Origin of the sequence: Flavobacterium sp. LB2P53 (assembly GCF_003970305.1) — a bacterium.
Lineage (GTDB): Bacteria > Bacteroidota > Bacteroidia > Flavobacteriales > Flavobacteriaceae > Flavobacterium.
The window spans coordinates 1-19,594 of record NZ_RYDG01000009.1 but is presented as its reverse complement, the minus strand read 5'-3'; the positions used below and the strand labels follow the sequence as shown (position 1 = coordinate 19,594).

15 protein-coding genes are annotated in these 19,594 nt (G+C 35.3%); 9 read left to right on the top strand and 6 right to left on the bottom strand.

The window, feature by feature from the left end; genetic code table 11:
* Entirely contained in the window at positions 1-900 is a 900-nt protein-coding gene (locus tag EKL95_RS11535) for a glycosyltransferase family 2 protein (RefSeq protein WP_126461102.1), read from the bottom strand.
* A 46-nt stretch (positions 901-946) separates the two neighbouring features.
* Between EKL95_RS11535 and EKL95_RS11530 the strand changes: the two genes are divergently transcribed.
* From EKL95_RS11530 to EKL95_RS11520, 3 genes are read left to right on the top strand one after another with little or no spacing between them, the layout of a single operon-like run.
* Positions 947-2,053 carry a glycosyltransferase gene (locus tag EKL95_RS11530; protein WP_126564269.1) on the top strand — a complete coding sequence of 369 codons (1,107 nt, stop codon included), beginning with the start codon at positions 947-949 and terminating at the stop codon, positions 2,051-2,053.
* Positions 2,050-2,454, top strand: a complete 405-nt coding sequence (locus tag EKL95_RS11525; RefSeq protein ID WP_126461096.1) for a sugar 3,4-ketoisomerase — start codon at positions 2,050-2,052, stop codon at positions 2,452-2,454. The genes EKL95_RS11530 and EKL95_RS11525 overlap by 4 nt, the downstream gene beginning before the upstream one ends.
* The gene (locus EKL95_RS11520) at positions 2,451-3,554 is read left to right on the top strand and encodes a glycosyltransferase family 4 protein (RefSeq protein ID WP_126564268.1); all 1,104 of its coding nucleotides are present in this window, start codon (positions 2,451-2,453) and stop codon (positions 3,552-3,554) included. Before EKL95_RS11525 ends, EKL95_RS11520 begins: the two co-directional genes overlap by 4 nt.
* Here EKL95_RS11520 and EKL95_RS11515 read toward each other — a convergent pair.
* The 5 genes from EKL95_RS11515 to EKL95_RS11495 all read right to left on the bottom strand — a co-directional run bounded on the left by EKL95_RS11515 (position 3,551) and on the right by EKL95_RS11495 (position 9,817).
* Positions 3,551-4,447, bottom strand: a complete 897-nt coding sequence (locus tag EKL95_RS11515; RefSeq protein ID WP_126564267.1) for a glycosyltransferase family 2 protein — start codon at positions 4,445-4,447, stop codon at positions 3,551-3,553. The two genes, EKL95_RS11520 and EKL95_RS11515, sit on opposite strands and share 4 nt — an antisense overlap.
* The gene (locus tag EKL95_RS11510; protein WP_126461087.1) at positions 4,447-5,133 is read right to left on the bottom strand and encodes a cell division ATP-binding protein FtsE; all 687 of its coding nucleotides are present in this window, start codon (positions 5,131-5,133) and stop codon (positions 4,447-4,449) included. Before EKL95_RS11510 ends, EKL95_RS11515 begins: the two co-directional genes overlap by 1 nt.
* 304 nt (positions 5,134-5,437) lie before the next feature.
* On the bottom strand, positions 5,438-6,352 hold the full coding sequence (locus EKL95_RS11505) for a glycerophosphodiester phosphodiesterase (RefSeq protein ID WP_126564266.1): 915 nt from the start codon (positions 6,350-6,352) through the stop codon (positions 5,438-5,440).
* Positions 6,353-6,356: 4 nt separating this feature from the next.
* On the bottom strand, positions 6,357-7,310 hold the full coding sequence (locus EKL95_RS11500; protein WP_126564265.1) for an alpha/beta hydrolase: 954 nt from the start codon (positions 7,308-7,310) through the stop codon (positions 6,357-6,359).
* Between the two features lie 5 nt (positions 7,311-7,315).
* The gene (locus EKL95_RS11495) at positions 7,316-9,817 is read right to left on the bottom strand and encodes a TonB-dependent receptor (protein WP_126556292.1); all 2,502 of its coding nucleotides are present in this window, start codon (positions 9,815-9,817) and stop codon (positions 7,316-7,318) included.
* 253 nt (positions 9,818-10,070) lie between these two features.
* Between EKL95_RS11495 and EKL95_RS11490 the strand changes: the two genes are divergently transcribed.
* The 6 genes from EKL95_RS11490 to EKL95_RS11465 all read left to right on the top strand — a co-directional run bounded on the left by EKL95_RS11490 (position 10,071) and on the right by EKL95_RS11465 (position 19,534).
* Positions 10,071-13,085, top strand: a complete 3,015-nt coding sequence (locus EKL95_RS11490) for a tetratricopeptide repeat protein (protein WP_126564264.1) — start codon at positions 10,071-10,073, stop codon at positions 13,083-13,085.
* 75 nt (positions 13,086-13,160) lie between these two features.
* Positions 13,161-14,024, top strand: a complete 864-nt coding sequence (locus EKL95_RS11485) for a PhzF family phenazine biosynthesis protein (protein ID WP_126461071.1) — start codon at positions 13,161-13,163, stop codon at positions 14,022-14,024.
* A gap of 66 nt (positions 14,025-14,090) precedes the next feature.
* A complete protein-coding gene (locus EKL95_RS11480; protein ID WP_158614862.1) occupies positions 14,091-15,896 on the top strand; it encodes a TonB-dependent receptor in 1,806 nt (601 codons plus the stop codon).
* Positions 15,897-16,019: 123 nt separating this feature from the next.
* Positions 16,020-16,469: a hypothetical protein gene (locus EKL95_RS11475; protein ID WP_126564263.1), complete on the top strand. Its 450-nt coding sequence runs from the start codon at positions 16,020-16,022 to the stop codon at positions 16,467-16,469.
* A gap of 269 nt (positions 16,470-16,738) precedes the next feature.
* Entirely contained in the window at positions 16,739-18,415 is a 1,677-nt protein-coding gene (asnB, locus tag EKL95_RS11470; protein WP_126461053.1) for an asparagine synthase B, read from the top strand.
* Between the two features lie 171 nt (positions 18,416-18,586).
* Positions 18,587-19,534 (top strand): amidohydrolase, encoded by a 948-nt coding sequence (locus EKL95_RS11465; protein ID WP_126564262.1) that lies wholly within the window; start codon positions 18,587-18,589, stop codon positions 19,532-19,534.
* Positions 19,535-19,594 lie beyond the last annotated feature (60 nt).

Here is a 19,594-nt window from a genome sequence, read left to right as displayed (position 1 = left end):
TTATGAAGCTAACAAATGAAATCGCAACTTAATTTCCATAATAATATAGCGCAGTAACAACGTATTATGAGCAGTTTTATAGGTGAGAATCATCTCAAAATGAATGCGTTTTAAAATTGCTTTATCCTCTTTTTTTGTTCTATTGAGCCCAATTGCTTTTTTAAGGATCAAATATGTACTCTGATTAATTTTTCTGGCTCTGGCATCTTTTTTCTTAAAAAAATGAGTGCCTAGGGAGTGGTGTACAATTCTTTTTTGAACTAGAATAGCATCAATAAAGTCAAATTCGTACGTTCGAGAAGCCCGAATCCAAAAATCCAAATCCTCGTACGCCAGCGTTTCATCATAGCCGTTCAAAGCATCGAACAGTGATTTTTTGACCATTGATGAAACGGAGCAAATACAGTCACCACCAGAAAGAACGGATTCATAAATATCTCCCGTTGTTCTTTCCTTGACTACCTTTTGAAAGCTATCAACAGGGAAATAATAAGATTCGTGTTTGCCTTTTTCAGTGATTAATTCGACGTTTCCATATACAATTCCAAGATTTTTAAAAGTTGTGTTGTTGAAAGCATTTATTTGTGAAGTGATGCAATTGGGCAATAATACATCATCAGCAGCCAAGTCAATAATATAATCCCCTTTTGCTGTTTTTAAGGCATTATTGAAAGACTTAGTATTCCCTAAATTAGTGTCATTGGCTATAAATGGAATTTGTGGATAATCCAGAAGCCATTTCTCAATTACGGATTTAGAATTATCAGTACTGCAATCGTCTACGATAATCAACTCAATAGTATCGTAATGTTGGTTTAATACGGACATTAAGCTCTCTATTACATAATCTTTATGATTGTAACACAAACAAATAACGGTGACTAGTGGATTATCTTGCATGTTTTTTTAAAAGCGTTATATTTGAGACGAAAATAACAAATTGAGAATGATAATACCCAATAAAAAATATAAAATCGCATTAATAGGGTACCGATTAAGTGATGGAGGTGCTGAAAAAGTGATGGCTGTTTTATCCTTTTTTTTTGAAAAACAGGGCATAGAAGTTCATACTATTATTGTCCTGGATGCCGTTTCCTATTCCTATGCCGGAAAATTAGTCAATTTGGGTAAAATGAAAAACAAAACCAACGGTTTTTTAAATAAATTCAGTCGGTTTTTATTTTTGAAGAACTATTTGAAAGAGCATGAATTTGATTTTATTATTGATTTCCGATTTAGGATAAAACCCATTCAAGAATTATTAATTTCAAAATGGCTTTATAAAACCAATACTATTTTCACCGTGCACAGTTATTTGATTAATCATTATATGCCCAATTGGTCGGTGCTTACCCGATACATGTATGGAAATTGTTATAAAGTGGTTAGTGTTTCTAATCAATCGAAAGAGTTAATAGCGCGAAAGCACCAGCTGAAAAACGCAATTACCATTTACAACCCTATAGATATTGAGGAAATTGTCAGGAAGAGTGAAGAACCTGTTTCACTTAACTTCAAGTATATTATTGGGATAGGTCAAATGGAAACTAATATCAAGCAATTTGATAAATTAATTGAAGCGTATGCCCATTCGACTTTATCCCAAAAAGGGATACATTTGGTTTTATTAGGGGAAGGCAAAAGAAAAAATATTCTTTTAAAGTTAGTAAAAGAAAAAAAGCTGGGAGATAAAGTTCATTTTTTAGGGTTTAAACAGAATCCGTTTAAGTACCTGAAAAATGCTAAATTTTTTGTTTTGAGTAGCTTGAATGAAGGACTGCCAAATGTTCTACTAGAATCATTAGCCTGTAATACGCCGGTAATATCCTTTGACTGCTTAGCCGGTCCAAGTGAAATAATTGTAAATAAAGAAAATGGTTTATTAGTTGAAAATCAAAATGGTAGTAAAATGACGGAAGCGATGAATTTATTCATTGAAGACGAAGTATTGTATCAGCATTGTAAACAAAATGCATTGGCAAGCGTACAATCCTTCTCAATTGAAAATATAGGCATGCAATGGTTAGATGTAATGAAAATTAGCAGAAAATGACAACAGTAGAAAACGTACAAGTATTAAAAATTCCTGTAATAGACGATGTTCGTGGAAACTTAGCCTACATTCAAAGTGGTGTAATTCCATTTGAATTCAAACGAATTTACTATCTCTTTGATGTGCCTAGTACTGCTTTTAGAGGCGGTCATTCCCATATTCAGCAACAAGAAATTTTAATTGCATTGAGCGGTAGTTTTGAGGTGGTTGTTCATGACGGTATCGAGAAAAAAAGCTACCTATTAAATAAACCAAACGTAGGTTTACTTATTACAACAGGAATTTGGAGAGAACTGCAAAACTTTTCTTCGGGATCAGTTTGCTTGGTTTTAGCCTCAGATATGTTTAAAGAAGAAGATTATATCAGAGATTATGACGAATTTTTGAAATCAAAAAAATGAAGTTGCTATTTGTAGTTCCTAACATTAATAACGCCGGAGGTGTGGCAAGAGTTATTGCTGTCAAAGCCAATTATCTGGTTGAACAATTAGGCTATGAAGTTGTTATTCTGACTCAAAACGGAGGTCATTCTCCTTTGTTTTATTCTTTTAATAAGAAGATCACTTTTCACGATATGATTTTAAAAGGAAAAAATCTTTCTTTTTTGAAAGCGTATTGTAAGAAACTAAACAGTTGTATTAAGACTGTAAACCCGGATATTATACTTGTTTGTGATAATGGTCTAAAGGCATATTTAATTCCTTTTATTATAAAATATAAAATTCCTCTGGTGCTAGAAATGCATAGTTCCAGGTTTATTGAAGAAAGTGAAATTGTGACAAACAGTTTTACTAAATTGTTCTCGAATCTTGTTTTACAACTGAAAAAAAACGGAATAAAAAAATACAATCGATTTGTTGTTGAAACAAACGAGAGTATTTCAGAATGGAACATAAAAAACACACTGGTTATTGCGAATCCTTTATGGTTTGTAACGGAAAAATCTGGTGAATTAACAAACAAAAAAGTAATTGCGGTAGGGCGACATACGTACGAAAAAGGTTTTGACAGCATGTTGCACATCTGGAAAAAAGTGGTTTTAAAACATCCAGATTGGATATTGGAAATTTATGGAAAATCTAATGAAAATATCGATTTAAAACAACTTGCCCAAAAATTGGATGTTTCAAATAATATAGTTTTTTATGAACCTGTTCAGAATATTAACGAAAAATATTTAGATGCTTCATTTTATCTGATGACGTCTCGATATGAAGGTTTTGGAATGGTGTTAATTGAGGCAATGGCTTCCGGATTACCCTGTATTGCTTACGATTGTCCTTGCGGACCAAGAGCAATAATCACGCATAAAGAAGATGGATTTTTGATTGAAAACGGGAACGAATCGGATTATGTAGCGGCTATAGAAATTTTAATCGAAAACGAGGTGTTACGAAGTGAAATGGCAAAAAAGGCAAAATTATCGAGTAAAAAATATCACATCGATGCCATTATGCAAACTTGGCATCAATTGTTTATTGGACTCAAAAAAGGAGTTTAGGTTCTGCTCTTAAAGTCAATGGAGCATAAATAACCTGCTCTGAACAAATTAAAAACCAGTATATTAGGATTTTCTCCGGTCAAGTTTTTAAATAATAATTTTTCAAAAACGGCATTTATTTTTGAAATAATAAAAGTTGATTTGGTTGTTTTTAAAAAATGATACAGTTGTAATAATCGTACAAATTCAATGTCAATTTTTTTCTTCTGATACAATAAATTTAAATTTTCTAAAGACTCTTTGGTCTTGTTCAAATACACTAGATTAGTGTCTAAATCGCCATGTTCAACAGGGTTTTCTATATGGCTTACTTTGGATTTTAATTTGCTTAGTTGAAACGAGAGTTGGGTGTCATCGTGACCGTATTTTTTTATGGTTTTGTCAAATTGTACCGTGTCAAAACAGACTTTTTTAATTATGGTATTATTAAAAAGTAGTGAGTGGTAGGGTTTTGTCTTTCTGTTTGCAGCAGATTTATCTTCAATGAATCTTCCGTACTTCCAGCGTAGTTTTTGATTATCAGAAGGACATTTTTCTGGATGCAAGCGTCCTCCATAAACCACATCAAAATCAAATAAATTTGATAAATATCTTTTGATATAATCAGAATTCACAATAGTAGAATCCCCGTCTATAAAAAGTAAATACTCAAATTTTGCTTTTTCGGCAAGTGAATTCCTGTTTTCTCTGTGGGCAATGTTTTCTTTTAATGAAACAAAACTGCAGTGAGAAAGCAAATTTATTTTTTCATTAAAAATATTTAGGGAAGAATCAGAAGCATCATCTTGGCATAAAATCTCAAAATCAATATTGCATTCCAAACATTGTTTGCGCAGCTCCAATGCTAAAGGATACACATTATAATTGTATATTGGGATAAGAATAGAAAGCATTACACGGCTCTCTGTTGCACTACTTCAAAAATTCGTTCGTCTTCACATTTTAATGTTTTCGAAGGGAATTTCATAAGCAACGCATAATCATGAGTGGCCATAATGACTGTTTTTCCATTGGCATTGATGCTTTTTAAAACTTCCAAGACTTCAGCACTGGTTTGTGGATCCAGATTCCCGGTAGGTTCATCGGCAAGTATAAGTTCAGGATCGTTGAGTAAAGCTCTGGCAATGGCAACACGTTGTTGCTCACCACCTGAAATTTGGTGTGGCATTTTGTTGCCAAACTCTTTCATTGCTACTTTGTCCAGCACTTCATCAATTTTTCGCTGCATTTCATCAGCATCAGTCCAGCCTGTAGCTTTCAGGACAAATAACATATTGTCTTTAATGGTTCTGTCCGGCAGTAATTTGAAATCCTGAAAAACGATTCCAATTTTTCTTCTCAAAAACGGAATATCATCTTCTTTTAAGGTGGCTAAATCAAAGTCAACAATACTTCCTTCACCTTCTTTTAAAGCCAAATCACCATACAAGGTCTTCATTAAGCTGCTTTTTCCGGAACCTGTTTTTCCTATAATATACAGGAATTCACCATGTTTTACCTCCAAATTTACATGAGCTAAAATAGTTTTTTGTTCTTGGAAAATAGTAACGTTTTTTAAAGACAGGACAGATTGTGACATAATACAGTTTGTTTATGGGGTAAAAGTAACAAGATAACGGTTCTATTCAAAATAAATTCTATTCTATTCAACGGATTTTCAAAAAACAGGTATAAACAAGGGAAAGTCCGAATTTTATTTAAAGCCAATTTATCCGCACTTTATTGCTGCTTGAAGTTCCTATTTTAGCATAAAAAAAGAGTAGAAAATGAAGGTTTTCTACTCTTTTAATGAAATATAATTTGTTAAGGACCTTTTCAGTAGCCTCACCCAAACAGGATAGTTTTGTTGCTTTAAGGAACAAATGAAATCAAGACGAAAGTTCTTATTTTTTAAAGCGCAATCCTCTATCGGGATAATCCGTTATGATGCCATCAACTCCCCAACCTAGAACCGTTTTCATCCGACTTGCTTCATTAATAGTCCAAGGAATAACTTTCATTCCTTTGGCCTGTAATTCCGCTACAATTTCGGCAGTCAATAGCGTATGTTCTGGACTGTAGCTGTCTGGGATAAATCCCAAAGCATCTAAATTTGTTTTGACACTATCTTTGTACACCAGAGCCGCTAGTTTGTAATCAGGGTAGGCTTGATGGATATAGCGCAGTACTCTAAAATCAAAACTCTGGATTGTTAGTCTTTCCATAGGGATACGTCCTTGGATTGTTTTAATAAATAAATCTGCAAAAACCTGAGGTGTTGGATGGTATTTATTGTCCCCCTCTGGAGTACTTTTTATTTCAATATTATAGAAGATCTTTTGGTCAGATAAAAGTTCAGACTGCGCAATTACATCCAACAGCAATGGTTTTGAACCCCTACTATTAGTCTGCTCCGGAAATTGTGGATGTTTGATGCTACCACAATCATATTGACGTATTTGTGAATAAGTAGTCTGATAGATATTTAAGTTTAATTCGTCCTCCTTGTTAATAGTGTTTCCCAAACTATCCAAACAAATTATGTGATTGAAAAATGGATCATGTGATACCAGTATTTGGTCGTCCTTTGTAACAACTACGTCTAGCTCTAAGGTGTTTACTCCCAATTTGATTGCGTTTTCAAAGGCAACTAATGAATTTTCGGGGTAGAGTCCTCTTGCTCCACGATGCCCCTGTAAATCAAAATTAAAGAGAGTTTGAATTTCACCAGGAAGTAATTGGACTGTTTGTTTTTCTTGTTGAGCCTTGCAACCTAGCGTACATATTGCTAAAACTGCTGTTATTATGATTTTATTCATGTTTTTATTGTAAAATTGTTTGGTTTAAAAAGTCTACCGTAGCCTGATAAACACCTTGCCAATCCTTTGAACGTAAATCACAAGCAATAACATGATCCCCACTTTCTGGAAAGGCTATTTTTGTTTTTTTGTTTTCAGGCGTTCCTAAAGAGTTGTACATTGTATGCATGGCAGAAACGGAAACGACTTGGTCTTGTTCTTTTTCGTTTTTGTAATAATAGCCTAAGAAAACCGGACACTTGACCTTTGTAAATGTAGTTTCAGTCATGTTTTGCTTAAGCATAGTGATTAAGGAAACATAGCCATTGACGTGGTAATTGGTAGACCAGTACTTAGCTTGTTCCTCTGGGCGGTTTTGTGTTTGCATATCGCCACCGATGTTTGCTTTGAATTTCTCTCTACCACCAGGCAGAATAATACCCGCCATAGCAGGATTAAATAAATCGACAAAAGGCGAATAGAGGATCAATCCCGAGATGCTAGGATCTTCGGATGCCAATTTCAAGCTTAAAGTTCCCCCTGTGGAGGTGCTGACCAAAATTACTTTTTCTCCCAGTTTTTTCCCAATTTCTAATGCTAGTTTTGCAGAGGCAATATAGTTTTCAGGCGTAAGAAATTCAAAGGTATTTTTACGATAAATACCATGTTCCTCTAAACGCGAGAGGTAGATGTTGGCTTTGTATTGTGTAGAAAGCATTTTTAAAACCGGTTCTCCTTCACGGTGACTAGCGCCAAAACCATGCAAATAAACAAAAGCAACAGCTGTTTTTTTGTTTTCATACCCATCAGCCCATATTATTTTAGCCGCATTGTTTGGCTTGATTCCAATTACTTTGGCCTCTGTAGTAGCGAGATAGGAATCTAAGCTGGATATTTCTACTGTGCTTATTCCTACTTGGCTAAAAATAGAAGTACAAAAAAAGAGTGCTGCAAGTAGTGTGTTTATTGTTTTTTTCATTTTTGTTAAAATTTAACAGCCATTTGTACACCATAGAACTGAGGTGCACCAGCTATAAAAGTTGGTATTCCAAAAGCACCACCGGTATTTCCGGCATCAATAATATACTTTTTGTCAAAAAGATTAGTCATGAATAATCCTATTTCGTATTTTTTTCTAATGGTTAATCCTGTTCTGATATTCAAAAGACCATACCCTGCTTGTGAAATATTAGGTAAATTTGTTTCTTCAAAAAACACTTTCGATTTGTATGTATAGCTTGGTCTAAGGTAAAGGTCTAAGATAGTGTTTACAGATGGATTGTAATTAAAACCAACAGAAAAGGAATGTTTTGGAGTCAATCGAAAAGTATTTCCCGCCAATTGTTGTTGGTTTCCGTCTGAATCCGTTTCATCAAAGGCAGCATCGATGTACGCATAATTGACAAAGAAAGAACTGTTTTTTGTAAACTGATATTGCAAGGCCGTTTCAAAACCAAAAGTTGAGGCAGAACCGCTGTCATTTGGCTGAATCACTAAACCATTCTGTTCGTCTAATCGTGCGATAGTCGTTTGAAAATTGCTGTAATCGTATATAAAAGCATTGATGTCAAATTGCAATCGGTTGTTTAGGAAGAGAGATTTGGCGCCAAATTCATAAGACCATACCGTTTCATCCGATAATACATTAACAGTTTTCGCGGTAACATTAATTACGTTAGGTCTTCGGCCTCTGGCAACATTCCCAAAAAGAGTAATGTGGTCCGTTATATCATAATTTATAGCAAATCGTCCAACAGCTGAGGTGAAGGTTTCGCTGGCAGTACGTTTTCCATTTGTAGGAGCAAATAAGTTGTTAGGAAAAACTCCTAAAAAATTACCCAATACACCAGGCTGATCTGCATTTTGAACCTCTAAACCGGCATTACTATTTTCTAAAGTAGCTCTTACACCCAAAGTAAAAGTCAATTTATCAGTTAAATCATAAGATGCATCTGCGAAGATATCTCCAGAATAATTCTCTCCAAAATTGGTTGATTTTTCTTTGTTGAAAGCTAAAAGCGGAGCTCCTGCCAATGGACCAAAAGCAGGGTCGTTTGGAATATTTGGGTATAAGGTAGGAACGCCATTAACGATTAGTGTGTTTCTAGCTGCCAATAAGGCAAAATAACTTTGTTCATTTACTTCAAAAGGAACCGCTTGAGATCCTTTTTCGTAAAAAGCATTTGCGCCAACGAAACCGGATAATTTATTTTTATCATTAAAATTAAATCTCATTTCTTGGCTGAATTGTTTTCCTTCAGCAATTTCTCTAAAGTAAAGCACTGGAGCTGCCGTACCATCGGCATCAAAAGCTTCATCTGATTTAAATTCTCTGTAAGCTGTGGTGGCGGTCATATCCCAATTAGGATTGATTTCAGATTTCAATATCGCTGTAAGACCATAAACTTTTCTGTCGATCCCCAATTCGGTTCCTCTTTCTAAGTCCGCAAAGGTATTTGGGTTGGTTGTTCCGCCTAAAGGGGCATAAGTTCCGCTTTTGAAACCCGTTCCCGGTGGGGTATCCTGTTGCCAGTTTGCAATTAAATCTAAACTGGTTTTATCACTCATTAAATATTTTAAGGAAGTTCTAAAAGCTAGTGTTTCTTTACCATTCAAGTTGCCTCCGGATCTGTTTTCTATAAAACCATCTCTTTTACTCAGGATTCCGGCTACTCTTACAAATAGTTTGTCCTTAATAAGGGAAGTGTTTACAAACCCATTCATTGAGAACTGGTTGTAATTACCCGTTCCTATTTTTAGTTCTCCTGAATTTTCGTTTTTAGCTTTGTTTTGAATAATATGCATGGCACCAATTTGTGCACCTCTGCCAAAAAGAGTTCCCTGAGGGCCTTTTAGAACTTCAACGCGTTCAATGTCAAATAACTCTACTACAGATCCTCTGGATTTACTGATGGAAACGCCATCTTGAAAAATTGAAACGCGTGGTTCTACTCGAGAATCCCCACTATCACTGGTAATCCCTCTAATAACGATCCCAGGATTATTTACACTTTGAATCTGGATTTGTAATCCAGGAACATAATCTGAAAAGGCATCATATTCTGAAATCCCTAAATTTTCAATAAATTTCCCCCCATAAGAGGTAATGGCGATGGGAACATCTTTATTTAATTGTTCTCTTTTTTGGGCGGTAACAATAATACCATCTAATTGAAAGGAACTTTCTTTTAAAATAAAATTTTGTGTTGTTTCGGATTGGTTTAAGGAGATTGAAATTTTTTGGCTTTCGTAACCAAGATAGGCCACTTGAATTGTGTAAGTGCCGAATTTTATATTTTGCAATTGGTAACTTCCAGCAATATCAGTTATCGTGTTCTTAGATGTGGTATTAATGTTGATTGATGCACCAATAAGAGGTTTGCCTGATTCGTCTGTAATAATTCCATTTAAAGTGCTGTTTTCTTGTGCTTTAATAGTAAAAAACCATAGTGTACTCAATAAAATAAAATAGTAATTAACTTTCATTTTTTTTATATGTTTATGTTTAAATTTATTAAAGTAAAGATATTTTTAAGGTGTTAAGCCAAAACTCGTTGTCCGTTACTATTGTGTTAACGGATCCGGTGATCAGGTTATTAAAAGGTATAATAATTGGTCAGTCTGTTTTAAGAAGGTTAAATTATAAACGGTTAAAAAAAAATATTCATAATAAAAACCAATCGCAATTCGTTATAAAGATCAGAATGCAATACATTTGAATTATTAAAATAAAACCACAATGCGTAAAATTTCTTGGCTTTTCTGTAGTTTCTTCATTAGTAGCACTATCAGTATTTCGGCACAAAAATCAACTATTTATACCCACGATTTAAAGGATTTCAACAAAGCGGTTTCGTTGTTTAACGAAGAACAATATGCATCGGCACAAATTATTTTTAATAAAGTAAAAGAATCCGCCGGCACCGATGAATTAAAATCAGATTGTGCCTATTATGTGGCAAATTGCGCCATTCGTACTAATCAAGCCAATGCAGATCAGATGATGGAACGCTTTGTTTCGGATTATCCTACGAGTGTCAAACAAAATCAAGCGTATATCGAGGTGGCACAGTATCATTTTAGTTTGGGAAATTATCCCCAAGCCCTGCAATGGTTTGACAAAGTGGATGAAAGGAATCTGAGCAGAAAGGAACAAGACCAGTTTAATTTTCAAAAAGGGTATAGTTTTTTTAATGCCAAAAAGAAAAAAGAGGCAACTGTTTATTTTAATAAAGTGGTGAATGCTCCTGAATATGGTTCGCAAGCTAAATATTACTTGGGATTTATGGCCTATGAAGGAGATGATTATAAGCAAGCGACAAAATATTTTGACGCCGTTTCCGGAGAAGAAAAATACAAGGAAAAACTGTCTTATTATCAGGCGGATATGAATTTTAAATTAGGAAATTTCCAAAACGCAATTGATTTAGGGGAAAAAGCAATGGCCAAATCAAATCCTTTAGAAAAATCGGAACTTAATAAAATCATTGGCGAAAGCTATTTTAATTTAAAAAAATACGATACCGCAATTCCCTATTTAGTTGCTTATCAAGGTAAAAAAGGAAGATGGAATAATACGGATTTTTACCAATTAGGATATGCGTATTACAAACAAAAAGACTACGAAAATGCCATTTCTCAGTTCAATAAAATCATAGGTGGGAAAGATTTTGTTGCACAAAACGCCTATTATCATTTGGGGGAAAGTTACCTCAATACAAACAAGAAACAGCAAGCTTTAAATGCTTTCAAAAATGCGTCGGAAATGTCATTTGACGAAGCAATACAGGAAGATGCGGGTTTGAATTACGCTAAATTAAGCTATGAACTTGGAAATTCCTATCAAAGTGTGCCTGCAATTTTGCATGCTTTTTTGAAGAAATACCCCAATAATGCCAACCGTTCAGAAATAGAAAGACTCTTGATTGATTCTTATATTTCTTCTAAAAACTATAAAGAGGCCTTAGTAATATTGGAAAAAAACAGATCCCCTGAAAACAAATTAGCGTACCAGAAAGTTACTTTTTTCAATGGGTTAGAATTGTATACAGACGGTGATTATCCGGAAGCCTTGACTATGTTTACGCAGTCTATGAACGAACAGAAAGATCCGTATTTTACTGCCAGAGCGGCTTTCTGGAAAGCAGAAACAGAATATGTTTTGAATGATTTTAAAAATGCGTTGTTGAGTTTCAAACAATTTGCAGGCTTTGCACAAGCCTCAAAAACTCCTGAATATAAAAATCACAATTACACGATTGCGTATGCTTATTTCAAATTGAAAGAGTACGATCAGGCAGGAAATTATTTCGAAAATCAGATTGAAAAAGCACCAGAGGATAAAGTGCGTTTGAATGATTCGTATTTGCGTTTGGCAGATTGTCGTTTTGTAACCTCAAAATACGGTCCCGCAATGGATGCGTACTCTAAAGTGATAGCCTCTAAAAGTGTCGATGCGGATTATGCGTATTTTCAAAAAGCAATTTCCTATGGATTTATGGATAAAAACGATAAAAAAATAGAGGAATTGAATGCTTTTTTACAATTGTATCCAAAATCGGGTTACCGAGATGATGCTTTATTTGAACTAGGGAATACGTATGTTGCCGAAAATAAAAATGATTTGGCTTTAAAAGCGTATGAGCAACTGAATACAGAATTCAAAAAGAGTTCTTTTGCCTCAAAATCTATTTTGCGCCAGGGATTAATTTATTTTAATTCAGACAGGAATGATCAGGCAGTAGTGAAGTTTAAGAAAGTAGCGGCTGAATTCCCTCGGTCTCCGGAGGCATTAGAAGCAGTAGCTGCAGCCCGATTAATTTACGTAGATACGGGCCGAGTAGATGAATATGCAATTTGGGTACGTACCCTAGATTTTGTGGCTGTCACGGATGCAGAGCTGGATAATGATACATTTGAAGCTGCCGAAAAACAATTTCAACAAAACAATACCAAACAGGCAATTACAGGTTTCAGCGGGTATTTAAGTCAATTTTCCCCAGGAATACACGCCTTGAAGGCTAATTATTACCTGGCGCAATTGTATTTTTCTGAAGGATCTGAAAGCAAATCAATTCCTAATTATGAATTTGTAATAGCCCAATCCAGAAGTGAATTTACGGAGCCATCTTTAGTGCGTTTGGCACAGTTTTTTCTGAAAAATAAGGAATATGACAAAGCAATTCCGGTATTGTCCCGTCTAGAAAACGAAGCAGATGTTTCTCAGAATAAAACATTTGCACAATCCAATCTGATGAAATGTTTTTATGAAAATAAGGACTATCCAAATTCAGTAGTGTACGCGGAGAAAGTCTTAATGAATCCAAAGACTGATGATAATGTCAAAAGTGATGCGCAAATTATCATTGCACGCGCAGCAATGCAAACTGGTGATGAAGCCATAGCACGAGCGGCTTATGCCAAAGTAATGACAATTGCTAAGGGGGAATTAGCGGCCGAAGCCCTGTACTACGATGCTTATTTTAAAAATAAAGAAGAAAATTTTGAAGCTTCTAATGTTGCCGTTCAAAAATTAGCCGAAAATTATGCGAGCTATAAGTATTTTGGAGCCAAAGGATTAGTCTTAATGGCGAAAAATTTTTACGGACTCAAAGACAGCTATCAGGCGACTTACATTTTAGAAAACGTCATTCAGAATTTTACTGATTTTCAGGATGTAGTTTCAGAGGCACAAACTGAATTAGAAAGAATTAAAGCGGAAGAGTCCAAAACAAATGCATCGATAACTAAATAAAGCTGTGAGTGGAAGTTAGAAAAACAACCAAAATCAACGCGAAAAAATAACTGAAAACAAAAAAAAACATACGGAATGAATCTACCTTTTTACATCGTTGATGTTTTTGCAGAGAATAAATATACAGGCAATCAACTCGCGGTTTTTTTAGGTGCTGATTCCTTGAGCGACCAGCAGCTGCAGACAATTGCCCGCGAAATCAACTTTGCCGAAAGCACCTTTATTACTAAGCTTCAACCGGAGAATAAAACTGCTGCGATTAGGATTTTCACACCAGACCACGAAATGCAGTTTGCAGGCCATCCAATCATAGGAACATCATGGGTTTTGATGCATAAAATATTTGAGAATAAACCTGAAAAGATTTCGCTGTCGGTTCCAATTGGTGAAATTCCGGTACATCAATCGGGAGATTTGGTTTGGCTACAGGCGGCTCAACCGGAGTTTTTGAATACTTTTTTAACGGAAGATTTTTTATCCTTCAGCAATTTAAGCAGAGCTGATTTTGAGGATGAATTTCCCATTCAGGAAGTGACTACAGGAAGCGCTTTTGTGATTGTTCCTATTAAAAGTAAAAAGGCACTAGAGCATTTGATTCTTGATAAGGATAAAATGAACGAATGGCTGCATGCACACTGCAAAACCAGTCATAGAGCGTTGTATTTTTATTGTTTGGTAGAAAAAAAGCTGAGTAGCAGGATGTTTTGTATTGAAGCAAATCAGCTTATAGAAGACGCGGCTACGGGAAGTGCGAGCACGTGTTTACAGGCTTTTCTTTTAAAATATCACTCGCCGGAAATTCAAATGATTAATCATCAGGGCGATTTTATAAACAGAGCCTCTCAGATTTATTTCGATGGAAAATTAGCTGAAAATCAGTTTGATATTAAAATTGGGGGAAAAACACAATACCTCGCAAAAGGAGAATGGGAAGTGTAACGTACCGGTTAAAAATGCAGTAGTAAAAAAAGTAGCAGTAGGAAGTTAGCAGTAAAAAAATAAAACATGACATTTAAAAACAAAGTAATATCGGTTATAAATAATAGCGTAACGTTTTCGGATCCGTTCCCTTTGGGGAGCGTTGGGTTGGGGATTTTATTTCTTTTCGTTTCTCAAGTTTCATTTGCACAAAAGAAAGAGCAAATAGGTACCGAGACCGTAAATGTAGTCAAGCCCTACACACCAACCATATTAGATGCTTTCAAAGTGAAGGAAACACCGTTGCTGGACGAAGAAGATAATACGAAAAAGGAAACCGTAAAGTATACTATTTTCTCTTTCCCGGTAGCATCAACTTTCACGCCGTCTAAAGGAAAAGCAGCAGGCGTAGAGAAAGAAAAAGAAGCCGTTTTGTTTCAAAACTACGCCACATTTGGTGTAGGGAATTACGGAACCTTTGTAGGGGAATTATATGTGAATCATGACCTTAATGCTACGGATTATATTGGTGGCATGTTTCGGCATCACTCCTCCCAAGGGGGTATTGAAAAGGTGATTCTGGACGATCGTTTTTATGACACTTCGATTGATTTGATGTATGGATCAAATCGAAAAGAAGTTTCATGGAATCTGGATTTAGGATATCAAAACCAAACGTACAATTGGTATGGATTACCGGCTGATTTTGGTACTACGCTGGCGCCTCAGGACAGAGCAATCTTGATCAGTGGAATCAGGCCGCAGCAATCCTACAGTACGCTGACGTTAGGAGGGAATGTAGCCTTTAACGAAAGTTTTTTTAATAAAATGAGTCTAAAATTTAATCATTTTTCTGATATTTTTGATTCTTCAGAAAATAGGTTTTACGCCAAGCCAACTGTAGAATTTGATGTGATGGATAGTGCTGTAAAAACGGACTTAATCATAGATTATGTTGGTGGAAGTTTCAATAATAATTATTTAAATACCAATACAGAACCAATCAAATACGGTTTTACAAATCTGGGAATTGCACCTAGTTTTGTGATGCAGGAGGAGGATTGGACACTGAATATTGGTGCCGCTATTTTTTATAGTCTGGACAATCAAAACAGCAATAATAAATTTTTTGTGTATCCAAAATTTAACGCTTCCTATAATGTTGTTGGTGATTTGATGATTTTTTATGCGGGAGCCGAAGGAAATTTAAAACAAAACTCGTACCAGGACTTTGTAGATGAAAATCCTTTTTTGTCACCAACACTCGCTATTGCACCTACGGATCAGCAGTATGATGTTTTTGCAGGATTAAAAGGGAAATTGACTAATAATATGAGTTATAATATAAGAGGTTCATATATTAATGAGCGCAATAAGGCGTTGTTTAAAAGCAATGATTACAATGAAAATGCAACCAATCAGGACTATGCTTTTGGGAATTCTTTTCAAGTGGTGTATGACGATATGAGAACGTTGAATTTTTATGGTGAAGTAAAAGCTGATTTTTCTAAGAACGTGACTTTTGGAATCAACGGAAGCTTTAGCAGTTTTACAAATGATTTTCAACAAGAAGCGTGGAATTTGCCGGCTATAAAATTAAATTCAAGCTTGGATGTTAACATAACAGAGAAGTGGTTTGCTGGTACAAATGTGTTCTATGTGGGCGAGCGAAAAGATTTTCAGGTTAATACCAATGTGGTGACTAACGCTGCTCCTGTAACTTTGAAGTCTTATTTTGATGTCAATGCAAATGTTGGTTACAAATATAGCGACCGATTGACTGCTTTTGCCAGAGCCAATAATATCACTAATAATGCCTACCAAAAATGGCAAAATTATCCAGTGCAGGGATTTCAGGTGATTTTAGGCGTGAACTATAAATTTGATTTTTAATCCCTACCCCAGGCCTCCCCGAAGGAGAAGGAGCCGAAAAGTAAAACAATCTTCGCTTTTTTTATTTAAAAACTTTGAATGCCCGACAGGGTTTTGAACCCTGTCAGGCATGTAAATCTACTTATGACTTTCAAACAAAAAATACATACCCATTACCTGCAATTAGTTCAGGATCGAATCGATGTTTTCAAAGACATGATTGTCGCACTTACCGAAGATTCTAAAAACGATGCTAAAGGTTCAGCCGGAGATAAACATGAAACCGCTTTGTCTATGATGCACATTGAGCAGGAAAAACTCAATCGTAAATTGAGAGAAGTACTGGACCAAAAAACAGTTTTGGATAAAATTGATGCTGGCACAGTTGCCGAAACCATTATTGTGGGGAGCTTGGTAAAAGCGAACGGAATCTATTTGTACCTGAGTGTGGCACTTCCTAAAATCAATGTCGAAGGAATCAATATTATCGCATTATCACCACAATCTCCTTTGGGAAATAAACTCATGGGAAATCAAGAAGGATTTACTTTTGAGATAAATGGTACGAAGTATTTGGTTGAGGATATTAAATAAAAATCCGTTATTTACATCCGTCTCATCCGCGTCCCATTTTACAATCCGCAACTTCAATTCTATTTTTATCACCTTTCAATTACGTTTTAAACGCAAATACTATTTTTTAGTTATAAATTATAACTAAAAATAGTATTTGCGTTTTTCAATTAGAACTATAACTCCATCTTTGCCCTATCAAAATGAACAAAGCAGGTTTCTTTCATAACTTGACTCGAGAGTTTTACTCGAACAGGCGAAGCAAACCTTAAACTTTAAACAAAAAAATTATGTGCGGAATAGTATGTGCCTTTGATTTAAAACAAAAAGCGGAAGTTTTAAGACCGCAAGTATTAGAAATGTCTAAAATTATCCGTCATCGTGGACCGGACTGGAGTGGAATTTTTAGTAATGAAAAAGCCATTTTGTCTCACGAACGACTGGCAATCGTTGATCCTGCTTCAGGGAAACAACCGTTGTTCAGTGAAGACAAACAACTTGTTTTAGCGGCAAATGGTGAAATTTACAACCACAGAGAATTACGTAAACAATTTGAGGGTAAATATAACTTTCAAACCGAAAGTGACTGCGAAGTAATTCTAGCACTTTACAAAGAAAAAGGGCCTCATTTTATAGATGAAATGAATGGGATTTTTGGATTTGCTATTTATGATGTCGAAAAAGACGAGTATTTTGTTGCTCGGGATCACATGGGAATTATTCCATTATACATAGGTTGGGATGAACACGGAACTTTTTATGTGGCTTCTGAATTGAAAGCATTAGAAGGCTATTGTACTAAAATTCAATTGTTTCCTCCAGGACATTATATGTCAAGTAAAGATGGCGAATTTGTACAATGGTACAAAAGAGAATGGACAGATTATGATGCTGTAAAAGACAACGTAACCAGCATTGACGAAATTAAAGTGGCTTTAGAAGCAGCGGTTCACAGACAACTAATGAGCGATGTACCTTATGGTGTCTTGCTTTCTGGAGGTTTAGATTCTTCTATTACTTCGGCTGTCGCCAAAAAATATGCGCAAAAACGTATTGAATCCGGAGATGTTGCCGATGCTTGGTATCCGCAATTGCACTCTTTCTCGGTAGGATTAGATGGTTCTCCAGATTTAGCTGCGGCGCAAATAGTTGCGGATCATATTGGAACCATTCACCACGAAATTAAATTCACTATTCAAGAAGGATTAGATGCAATTAAAGATGTAATTTACAACTTAGAAACGTATGATGTGACTACAATAAGGGCGTCGACACCAATGTGGTTGATGGCAAGAGTTATTAAATCTATGGGTATCAAAATGGTGTTATCAGGTGAAGGAGCAGATGAACTTTTTGGAGGATATTTGTATTTTCACAAAGCGCCAAACGCGAGAGAATTTCACGAAGAAAACGTACGTAAATTAGGTAAATTGCACATGTACGATTGTTTACGAGCGAACAAAAGTTTAGCAGCATGGGGAATTGAAGGACGTGTGCCATTTTTAGATAAAGAATTTATGGATGTGGCGATGCGCGTTAATCCACAAGATAAAATGATCAATGCAGAACATCCTATGGAAAAGTGGGTGGTTCGTAAAGCTTTTGAAGAGATGTTGCCGCCAAGTGTAGCTTGGAGACAAAAAGAACAATTTAGTGATGGTGTAGGTTATGGGTGGATTGATACATTAAAAGAAGTTGTAGCTGTTGAAATTTCGGATGAACAATTAGCAAATGCTAAATATAAATTTCCGTTGCAAACTCCTACTTCAAAAGAGGAATATTATTACCGTTCTATTTTTCATGAGCATTTTCCAAGTGATGCCGCCGCTTTGTGTGTGCCGCAAGAAGCAAGTGTGGCGTGTAGTACAAAAATTGCATTGGAATGGGATGAAGCGTTCAAAAACATGAATGATCCGTCTGGAAGAGCGGTGGCAAGTGTGCATGATGATGCGTATGCAAAAGCATAAATACAATTAATTAAGATTTTATAAATAGATAAAACGCTCTCCATTTTGAGAGCGTTTTTTATGAGAAATATATTTCGAGAGCAGTTTAGAATTTGAAAAAACATTATAATTACACATTGTCTAAAATAATTAGGAGGAGTTCTTTATATTAGCAAAACTAAAATGTTTATTATGAGATATATTACTTTATTCTTTGTTTTATTTTTATTGATTTCGTGTGATCAAAAAAATAAGATTTCCGTTGATACCATTATTACCGGTGCCACTATTTACACGGTCAATAACTCCTTTGAGAAAGCTTCGGCTATGGCAATCGATGAAGGTAAAATTATCGCTATTGGGACTAATGGTGAAATTTCAAAACAATATGAATCCAAGAATACGATAGATGCGAAAGGCAAATTCATTTATCCAGGCCTGATTGATGCACATTGCCATTTTTATAGCTATGGATTGAGCTTGCAGGAATCGGATTTGCGCGGTACCAAAAGCATGAACGAAATAATTTCCCGTTTAAAGGCTTTTCAAAAAGATAAAAATCCAACCTTTATTGTGGGTAATGGTTGGGATCAAAACGATTGGAAAGTCAAAAAATATCCAACAAAAGCAGATTTAGATGTTGCGTTTCCTGATATTCCTGTAGTTTTAAATCGAATCGACGGTCATGCCATTATTGTGAATAGTAAAGCTTTGAAGTTAGCAGGAATCACAAAGGATACGAAAGCTGATGGTGGTCAGATCGAAATTGCAAACGGGGAGCCAACGGGAATTTTAGTAGACAATCCAATGGAATTAGTGTTCAAAATAATTCCAAAACCAACTCGTAAAACACAAATAGCCGCTTTGCTTGATGCCGAAAAAGTGATGTTTGATTACGGATTGACGACCGTAAATGATGCAGGATTGGATCCGGATATTATTCACTTGATGGATAGTTTGCAAAAGGCAAAAGTGATGAAGCTTAATGTATATGCAATGATTACTGCAAATCAAAAAAACATTGATTTATACTTAAAAAAAGGAATTTATAAAACAGATAATCTAAATGTGCGTTCCTTTAAAATGTATGGTGATGGTGCTTTGGGTTCGCGTGGCGCGTGCACAATGTCATTAAGTTAAGGTTTTATTGTTTTGATTTACAGCTATTTATTGTATTTAAAATTAGGTTTTTTATAGTAT

What these genes read in the sequence shown, in the direction of transcription:
- EKL95_RS11515 (WP_126564267.1), bottom strand. Translation starts at nt 4,447, where the DNA reads ATGCTTTCTATTCTTATCCCAATATACAATTATAATGTGTATCCTTTA.
- EKL95_RS11485 (WP_126461071.1), top strand. Translation starts at nt 13,161, where the DNA reads ATGAATCTACCTTTTTACATCGTTGATGTTTTTGCAGAGAATAAATAT.
- EKL95_RS11535 (WP_126461102.1), bottom strand. Translation starts at nt 900, where the DNA reads ATGCAAGATAATCCACTAGTCACCGTTATTTGTTTGTGTTACAATCAT.
- EKL95_RS11530 (WP_126564269.1), top strand. Translation starts at nt 947, where the DNA reads ATGATAATACCCAATAAAAAATATAAAATCGCATTAATAGGGTACCGA.
- EKL95_RS11520 (WP_126564268.1), top strand. Translation starts at nt 2,451, where the DNA reads ATGAAGTTGCTATTTGTAGTTCCTAACATTAATAACGCCGGAGGTGTG.
- EKL95_RS11490 (WP_126564264.1), top strand. Translation starts at nt 10,071, where the DNA reads ATGCGTAAAATTTCTTGGCTTTTCTGTAGTTTCTTCATTAGTAGCACT.
- EKL95_RS11465 (WP_126564262.1), top strand. Translation starts at nt 18,587, where the DNA reads ATGAGATATATTACTTTATTCTTTGTTTTATTTTTATTGATTTCGTGT.
- EKL95_RS11525 (WP_126461096.1), top strand. Translation starts at nt 2,050, where the DNA reads ATGACAACAGTAGAAAACGTACAAGTATTAAAAATTCCTGTAATAGAC.
- EKL95_RS11475 (WP_126564263.1), top strand. Translation starts at nt 16,020, where the DNA reads ATGACTTTCAAACAAAAAATACATACCCATTACCTGCAATTAGTTCAG.
- EKL95_RS11495 (WP_126556292.1), bottom strand. Translation starts at nt 9,817, where the DNA reads ATGAAAGTTAATTACTATTTTATTTTATTGAGTACACTATGGTTTTTT.
- asnB (WP_126461053.1), top strand. Translation starts at nt 16,739, where the DNA reads ATGTGCGGAATAGTATGTGCCTTTGATTTAAAACAAAAAGCGGAAGTT.
- EKL95_RS11510 (WP_126461087.1), bottom strand. Translation starts at nt 5,133, where the DNA reads ATGTCACAATCTGTCCTGTCTTTAAAAAACGTTACTATTTTCCAAGAA.
- EKL95_RS11480 (WP_158614862.1), top strand. Translation starts at nt 14,091, where the DNA reads ATGACATTTAAAAACAAAGTAATATCGGTTATAAATAATAGCGTAACG.
- EKL95_RS11500 (WP_126564265.1), bottom strand. Translation starts at nt 7,310, where the DNA reads ATGAAAAAAACAATAAACACACTACTTGCAGCACTCTTTTTTTGTACT.
- EKL95_RS11505 (WP_126564266.1), bottom strand. Translation starts at nt 6,352, where the DNA reads ATGAATAAAATCATAATAACAGCAGTTTTAGCAATATGTACGCTAGGT.